The 7,486-nt window shown below is 63.9% G+C and carries 6 protein-coding genes; 4 read left to right on the forward strand and 2 right to left on the reverse strand.

Annotated features, from left to right (window positions below):
- Together ENZ75_RS14250 and ENZ75_RS14255 are read right to left on the reverse strand one after the other, a co-directional pair.
- On the reverse strand, positions 1-679 hold a 679-nt coding region (locus tag ENZ75_RS14250), incomplete at its 3' end, for an MFS transporter (RefSeq protein WP_164887820.1).
- Positions 680-823: 144 nt separating this feature from the next.
- Entirely contained in the window at positions 824-1,999 is a 1,176-nt protein-coding gene (locus ENZ75_RS14255) for an MFS transporter (protein ID WP_027160489.1), read from the reverse strand.
- Between the two features lie 252 nt (positions 2,000-2,251).
- Here ENZ75_RS14255 and ENZ75_RS14260 point away from each other — a divergent pair, with 252 nt between their 5' ends.
- From ENZ75_RS14260 to ENZ75_RS14275, 4 genes are all read left to right on the forward strand, one after another.
- Positions 2,252-3,829: a trimethylamine methyltransferase family protein gene (locus ENZ75_RS14260; RefSeq protein WP_128278153.1), complete on the forward strand. Its 1,578-nt coding sequence runs from the start codon at positions 2,252-2,254 to the stop codon at positions 3,827-3,829.
- 138 nt (positions 3,830-3,967) lie between these two features.
- The gene (locus ENZ75_RS14265) at positions 3,968-4,453 is read left to right on the forward strand and encodes a DUF559 domain-containing protein (protein ID WP_127224122.1); all 486 of its coding nucleotides are present in this window, start codon (positions 3,968-3,970) and stop codon (positions 4,451-4,453) included.
- Complete coding sequence (locus ENZ75_RS14270; RefSeq protein WP_027160490.1) at positions 4,450-7,020, forward strand: FAD-dependent oxidoreductase; 2,571 nt, start codon at positions 4,450-4,452, stop codon at positions 7,018-7,020. Before ENZ75_RS14265 ends, ENZ75_RS14270 begins: the two co-directional genes overlap by 4 nt.
- Positions 7,021-7,029: 9 nt before the next feature.
- Positions 7,030-7,486: aminopeptidase P family N-terminal domain-containing protein (locus ENZ75_RS14275; protein ID WP_206617038.1), on the forward strand; the 457-nt coding region annotated here is incomplete at its 3' end.

Consider the following 7,486-nt stretch of genomic DNA (forward strand, 5'->3'; position numbering starts at 1 on the left):
CACCCTGTTCGAAGCCGGCGGCGACTATGACGGCGAACAAAAGCAGCCACGCCAGCGGCACGAAACCCAGGACGGAAACCTGGTGCCCGGCCTCGTCGACCTTGGGCAAACGCGGCAGCACCGAGGCCAGGCAAATGCCACACAGCACGAAGGCGAAAATGCCGACGAGGAAGGGCGGCCAGCCCTCAGTGCCGACTGCAAGCAGGCACAGTGGCCCGGTCGCGAAACCGGCCGAGATGATCGTCGAATAGACACCCATGACGCGGCCGCGTCGGGCCGGCGGTGCCAGCGCGATCACCCAGATCTCGCTCAGCACATAGAGCGGATTGGTCACGACGCCGATCAGGAAGCGCAGGGGAAACCACAAATAGACATTTTGCGTCCAGCCGATCAGCGCCAGCACGACAGCCGAAAGGGCCGCACAGGTGAGCGCGGTGCGCCCTGCCCCGAATCGGCGGGCCAGCGCCGGGATCAACGGCGATAACAGAATGAAGCCAATCGGCGTCATGGCCGCCGACAAGCCGATCATCGCTGGCGAAACGCCCTGGCGCTGCAGGATGAAACTCAGCAGCGGATAGGACAACCCTTGCGCGATGGCGAACACCGAGACGGTCGCGATCACACCGGTGATCGCCGCCCATTGCATCGTCTCGTCCTTGTTCGATTCAACCAAATTCATGTACGCACCGCTGTCGGGCTGCAGGATTAGCGATTGAGTTGCGCAGAGGTAAGCCCCTGGCGGGCGAAAACTGCTTGCTCCAGACAGTGCCTGTCAGGAGGCTGGGCCTGTCAGGAGGTTGGGCCTGTCAGGAGGTTGGGCTTATCAGGAAGCTCGGCGCATGGATGAGCGGTACAGCGCGAACATCACCAGCACCGCGTCGAGAGCGGCAATAACCACCGGCAGCCCAAGTGGGCCGATGCCTTGCATGAGCAGGCCCGCACCGGGTGGGCCGACGATGCCACCAACGCCCCACATCAGCGCAAAGGCAGCGTTGCCGGCGACCAGCACAGAGCCCTTGAACCGGCTGCCGAGTTCGACCAATGCCATGGTGTAGACGCCGTAACCGACCGCGCCCATCACCAGCAGCACCACCCAGATCAACGGCGTTGTGATCAGCAGAGGCAGCAAAAGCGCGCAAACGGTTGTTGCCAGTGCGCAGACGATGATCATGGCGCGGCCGCCAAAACGCTCCGCCAGAAGGCCGAGTGGTATCTGCAGCAGGATGTTGCCGAGGGAAAGCGCCATCACCAGCGAGGCCAGAACGGCTTCCGCCAGGCCATAGCTGGCGCCGAAGACCGGGACCAGCGCATAGGTGCTCTGCTGGACCGCCGCCGAGACAAGCACGGCAAGCAGCAGCGCCGGCGCCATTTTGGCAAACCCGACAAGGCCGCTGGCAGGCTGGCCGTCATCCTCGAAGCCGGTGAGCTTTGACGAGACGGCGTGCAGGATCACCGCGCAGAGCGCGAAGCCGGCGACGCCGACCATGAAAGGCGCCCAGCCCGACGTACCGAGCAGGGTCAGCGCGAATGGTCCGGCGGCATAACCGGCGCCCATCAGCGTGTTGAACACGCCCATCACCCGGCCGCGCCGCGACGGCGGTGCCAGCGACAGCGCCCACACCTCGCCAAGGATATAAAGCGGATTGATGACCACGCCGATGATGAAGCGGATGACGAACCACGCCACCCAGTCCTGCAGATAGCCGATGCCCAGGAAGCAGAGCGCGCCGATCAGCGAGCAGCCGACCGCCAGGTTGCGCCCGCCGACCAGCCGCACCGCCGCCGGCACGAAGGAAGCCGACAGGATCAGCCCGAGCGGCATCATCGCCGCCGACAGGCCGATCAGCGCCGGCGACATGCCTTGCTTCTGCATCAGCAATGTGAACAGCGGCGAGCTCAGCCCTTGCGCGGCGCCAAACATGGCAAGTGCCGCGGTGACGCCGGCAAGCGCTGCCCATTGCGTTCCTGCTTCGCCTTCGCTCGAGCCGGTCGCGACCATGCTGCCATCCAGATGAACTGCTGGCCATCAGGCCGGCAAGCCAAGTAGCTATCGGTTCGATCCCCGGAAGGAAAGGGCCGGCCACCGAAATCCGCTTGCTCCAACGCGGCAACCTGATCAAGCCGATGTCGCGGCCGGGCACCTGCCGTTCCGGCATGTCGCTTCCCTCGCCCTAGTGGTCGTCGCCTCCGCAATGGCCGGACAGCCGCCGGTCCATTATGCCGCCCGCTATCGCATCCCACGAGGACCATCATGACCGCCGCCCTACAACCCTCAGAACCGGCATTGGCCACCGACCGCGCCCGTCGCGGCGGCCGCGCTGGAAAGCGCGCCGGCGGCTCAGCCGCGTTCGAGCAGCCGGCTTTTCGCCAGTTGAAGAACCCGCTGGCGCCAACCAGGCTGGTGTCCGACGACGAGCTGGAATCGATTCACCTCGCTTCCCTGCGCGTGCTGCGGGAAATCGGCGTCGACGTGCTGCATGATGAGGCCCGCAGCATCATGAAGGCGCATGGCGCCGACGTGCGTGACGGCTCAGAGCGGGTGCGCTTCGACAGCGACATGATCCTCGACCTGGTGTCGCACTGCCCGTCGGAATTCACCATCCATGCCCGCAATCCTGCGCACAATGTGCGCTTCGGCGGCAACAATGTGATCGTCTCGATGATGGCGTCGGCGCCCAATTGCTCCGACATCGATCGCGGCCGCCGGCCCGGCAACCAGCAGGACTACCGCAACTTCCTCAAGCTCGCGCAGATGCACAACATTCTGAACTGCACGGGCGGCTACCCGGTCGAGCCGACCGATATCCATCCATCCGTCCGCCATCTCGAATGCATCCGCGATCTCAGCGTGCTCACCGACAAGGTGTTCCACATCTATTCGCTCGGCAAGGAGCGCAATGTCGACGGCATCGAGATCGCCAGGATCGCGCGCGGCATCAGCCACGAGCAGATGCTCGAAGAGCCGTCCGTCTTCACCATCATCAACACCAATTCGCCGCTGAAACTCGATGTGCCGATGATGGAAGGCATCATCCAGATGTCGAGCAAGGGCCAGGTCGTCGTCGTGACGCCGTTTACCCTGTCGGGTGCGATGGCGCCTGTCACCATCGCCGGCGCACTGGTGCAGCAGAACGCGGAGGCGCTTGCCGGCATCGCCTTCGCCCAGATGGTGCGCAAGGGCGCCCCCGTCGGATATGGCGGCTTCACCTCCAATGTCGACATGAAGTCCGGTTCACCGGCGTTCGGCACGCCGGAATACATGAAGGCGCAGCTCGCCGGCGCCCAGCTTGCCCGCCGCTACAACATCCCCTACCGCACCTCCAACACCTGCGCCGCCAACACGGTCGACGCGCAGGCGGCTTATGAAAGCGTGTTCTCGTTGTGGGGCGCCATCCAGGGCGGCGGCAACCTGATGATGCATGCCGCCGGCTGGCTCGAAGGCGGCCTGCGCTGCTCCTACGAGAAGACCATTCTGGACATCGACCTGCTGCAGATGGTGGCCGAATTCCTGACCCCGCTCGACCTTTCCGAAGAGGCACTCGGCTTCGACGCCATCCAGTCGGTCGGCCCCGGGGGCCATTTCTTCGGCACCCAGCACACGCAGGACCGCTACAAGACCGCCTTCTACTCGCCGATCCTCTCCGACTGGCGCAATTACGAGACCTGGGCGGAAGCCGGCTCGCCGACGGCGCTCGAAAAGGCCAACAAGGTCTGGAAGGAGCGGCTGGCGTCCTATGAGGAGCCCTACATGGACCCGGCCATCCGCGAGGAACTCAACGCCTTCGTCGCCAAGCGCCGGTCCGAAGGCGGCGCGCCGACCGATTTTTGATCGGCAGTATTGTTGATGAACGGTCGACCCCCACTCCGTCGAGCTGCGCTCGACACCTCTCCCCCGATCGACGGGGGAGAGGAAAGGCGCGAGCTTATGCACGCTGGCACCCTTCCTCTCCCTCCGGAGGGGGGAGAGGTGGCGTCGCGAAGCGGCGACGGAGTGGGGGAAGGCGCTCATGAAACCCGTAGCCGTCGCAAAACGGGCACTACCCAGCGAGCCAGAAAACTCAGGCAAGGTGACAACCAGGCCGAAGCGCTGCTTTGGCTTGAGTTAAAGGCCCGCAAGCTTGGCGGCTACAAGTTCACGCGACAGTTCTCTATCGGACCATACTACGCGGACTTCGCTTGCCGCAAAAATTGGCTTGTCGTGGAAGTCGACGGACACCAACACGCCGGCAGCTCATATGACCGCCGCCGCGACGATTTCATGCGTGCCCAGGGCTATTCGATCCTGCGTGTTTGGAACCATGACGTCCTGAAACATCGTACTCCGGCCTGTGAAACCATCCTCGCCGCGCTTGATGGCAGCCTGGCCGAGAACACGGCCGCATCCGATCTCCGCTTTGTTTTCACACCCCGCTCACCCGATTCAATCTCTTCAAACACGGACCTATCCAGATGAAATCACACGTAAAAGCGGTTGTCATCGGCGGCGGCGTCGTCGGCTGCTCGGTTCTCTACCACCTGGCCAAAGCCGGCTGGACCGACATCATGCTGATCGAGCGCTCTGAACTCACATCCGGCTCGTCCTGGCACGCGGCGGGCGGCTTCCACACGCTGAACGGCGACCCCAACGTCGCCAAGCTGCAGGCCTATACGGTGCAGCTCTACAAGGAGATCGAGGAGATATCCGGCCAGTCCTGCTCGCTGCATTTGACCGGCGGCGTGATGATGGCCGATACGCCCGAGCGCATGGACTTCCTGCGCCTTGCCCACGCCAAGGGCCGCTATCTCGGCATGGACACAGAGCTGATCACCCCTTCCGAAGCCAAGGCGATGTTCCCGCTGATGGACGAGACCAATTTCGTCGGCGCCATGTGGGATCCGGTCGAAGGCCATCTCGACCCGTCCGGCACCACCATCGCCTATTCAAAGGCGGCGAAAAAACTCGGCGCCGAGATCGTGCTGCGCAACCGCGTCGTGGAATTGACGCAGGAGGTCGACGGCACCTGGAATGTCGTCACCGAACAGGGCACGGTGAAGGCCGAGCATGTCGTCAATTGCGGCGGCCTGTGGGCGCGCGAGATCGGCCGCATGGTCGGCGTCGAACTGCCGGTTCTGGCCATGGAACATATGTATCTGCTCACCGAGCCGATGCCGGAGGTCGAGGAATTCAACAAATCGACCGGCCGCGAAATGATCGGCGTGCTCGACTTCAAGGGCGAGATCTACACCCGCCAGGAGCGCAACGGCATCCTGCTCGGCACCTACGAGAAGGCCTGCAAGCCGTGGTCGCCGGTCAACACGCCATGGGATTTCGGCCACGAATTGCTGCCGCCGGACCTCGACCGCATCGCGCCGTCGCTGGAAATCGGCTTCAAGCATTTCCCCGGCATCGAAAAGGCCGGCATCAAGCAGATCATCAACGGCCCCTTCACCTTCGCGCTGGACGGCAACCCGCTGGTCGGCCCGGTGCAGGGCCTGACCAATTTCTGGTGCGCCTGCGCCGTGATGGCCGGCTTCAGCCAAGGCGGCGGCGTCGGTCTGGCACTGTCGAACTGGATGGTGCATGGCGATCCTGGCTTCGATGTCTGGGGCATGGATGTTACACGCTTCGGTGAATGGGCCGGCCTGCGCTACACCAACGCCAAGGTGCGGGAAAACTATTCGCGCCGCTTCTCCATCCGCTTCCCCAATGAGGAACTGCCGGCGGCACGTCCGGCGCAGACGACGCCGCTCTACGACACGATGCTGGCCAACAACGCGGTCATGGGCGACAGCTGGGGCCTCGAAACCCCGCTCTGGTTCGCACCTGAAGGCAAGGAACCCAGGGATATCGTCTCCTTCCATCGCTCCAACGATTTTGGGCCGATCGGCGAGGAAGTGCGCGCCACGCGTGAGCGCGTCGGCGTCACCGAGATCGCCAATTTTGCCAAATACGAAGTCTCGGGACCCGCGGCCGAGGATTTCCTCAACCGGCTGATGACCAACCGCATGCCGAAGACCCGCCGCATCGTGCTGACGCCGATGCTCAACGAGTTCGGCAAGCTGATCGGCGACTTCACCATCGCCAAGGCGGCAGAAGACCGCTTCATGATCTGGGGCTCTTCGGCGGCGCAGAAATACCACATGCGCTGGTTCGAGAAGCACCTGCCGAAGGACGGAACGGTGCGCATCCACCGCTTCGACCAGACGCTGGTCGGCCTGTCGATCGCCGGGCCGAAATCACGGGACCTGCTGCAGAAACTGGTCGATGTCGACGTCTCGACAAAAGCCTTCCGTTTCATGGATTTCCGCGAGATGGCTGTTGGCGGGGCGCCTTGCATGGTCAACCGCATCACCTACACCGGCGACCTCGGCTATGAAATCTGGATGGCGCCGGCCTACGAACGCCTGGTTTACAAAGCGATCAAGGACGCCGGCGAGGAATTCGGCCTTGTCGATTTCGGCATGCGCGCTCTGCTCTCCATGCGCCTCGAAAAGAACTTTCCGACCTGGTTCCGCGAGTTGCGGCCGATCTATGGACCGTTCGAAGGCGCGATGGACCGCTTCATCAAGCTCGAGAAGAATGACTTCATCGGCCGCGAGGCCGCCGCCAAGGAACAGGCCGAGGGGCCAAAGCTGCGCCGCGTCTCCTTCATCGTCGATGCCACCGACGCCGATGTCATGGGTGACGAGCCGATCTGGGCCAAGGTCAGCAAGGACTACGGCACGGTGGAAAAGCCGCATGGCTATGGCGCGCCGCGCTTCGACAAGGGCGGCAAGGAAATACGTGGCTCCAAGGCTGCCGAAGGCGCATCCGCCGTGCGCGGCATCGTCGACGGCGACTGGCGCGTGGTCGGCTGGGTCACGTCGGGCGGCTATGCGCATTATGTGCAGAAGTCGATGGCGCAGGGCTATATCCCCGCAGCGCTTGCCGAGGACGAAAGTGCCGGGCTGTTCGAGATCGAGATCCTCGGTCAACGGCGCCCGGCCCGCATCAATGTCGAAGCGCCCTTCGATCCGAGCGGCGAGAAGATGCGGACCTGAGGTTCGACGATGGACAGCGCGGGGCCGAAGGGCAGCTTTGGCCGCCACCGCAAGATCATGCCGTTCGAGCCGGGCTCGATCGAAGCTTTGCGCGACGCCTCCCGTCAGAAGGCGGGTTCGCTCAACCAGCATGTGCTGGGCTATGGCCCGCAGGCCGAGGCTGAGTGGGCGGCGGCAGGCATTGCCGCGCCCGACCTGGCGGCGATGCGAAAATACCGGCTGGAGCGTATCCGCGCCGAGCTGAAGCGGCGCGGCTATGCCGGCGCCCTGCTCTACGACCCCGTCAACATCCGCTACGCCACCGACAGCACCAACATGCAGCTTTGGGTGGCGCACAATCCGACGCGGCATTGCTTTGTCGCCACTGAAGGCCCGGTGGTGCTGTTCGATTATTTTTCCTGCGAGCACCTGTCCGACCATTCCGGCGTCGTCAACGAGGTGCGGCCGGCGGTGTCGTGGATGTATC

The sequence above is a fragment of the Mesorhizobium sp. M7A.F.Ca.CA.002.04.1.1 genome, assembly GCF_004022805.1.
GTDB classification, from domain to species: domain Bacteria; phylum Pseudomonadota; class Alphaproteobacteria; order Rhizobiales; family Rhizobiaceae; genus Mesorhizobium; species Mesorhizobium ciceri.

Excerpts from the sequence above, each read along its gene's own strand:
- ENZ75_RS14255 (WP_027160489.1), bottom strand. The coding sequence starts at position 1,999 with ATGGTCGCGACCGGCTCGAGCGAAGGCGAAGCAGGAACGCAATGGGCA.
- ENZ75_RS14260 (WP_128278153.1), top strand. The coding sequence starts at position 2,252 with ATGACCGCCGCCCTACAACCCTCAGAACCGGCATTGGCCACCGACCGC.
- ENZ75_RS14270 (WP_027160490.1), top strand. The coding sequence starts at position 4,450 with ATGAAATCACACGTAAAAGCGGTTGTCATCGGCGGCGGCGTCGTCGGC.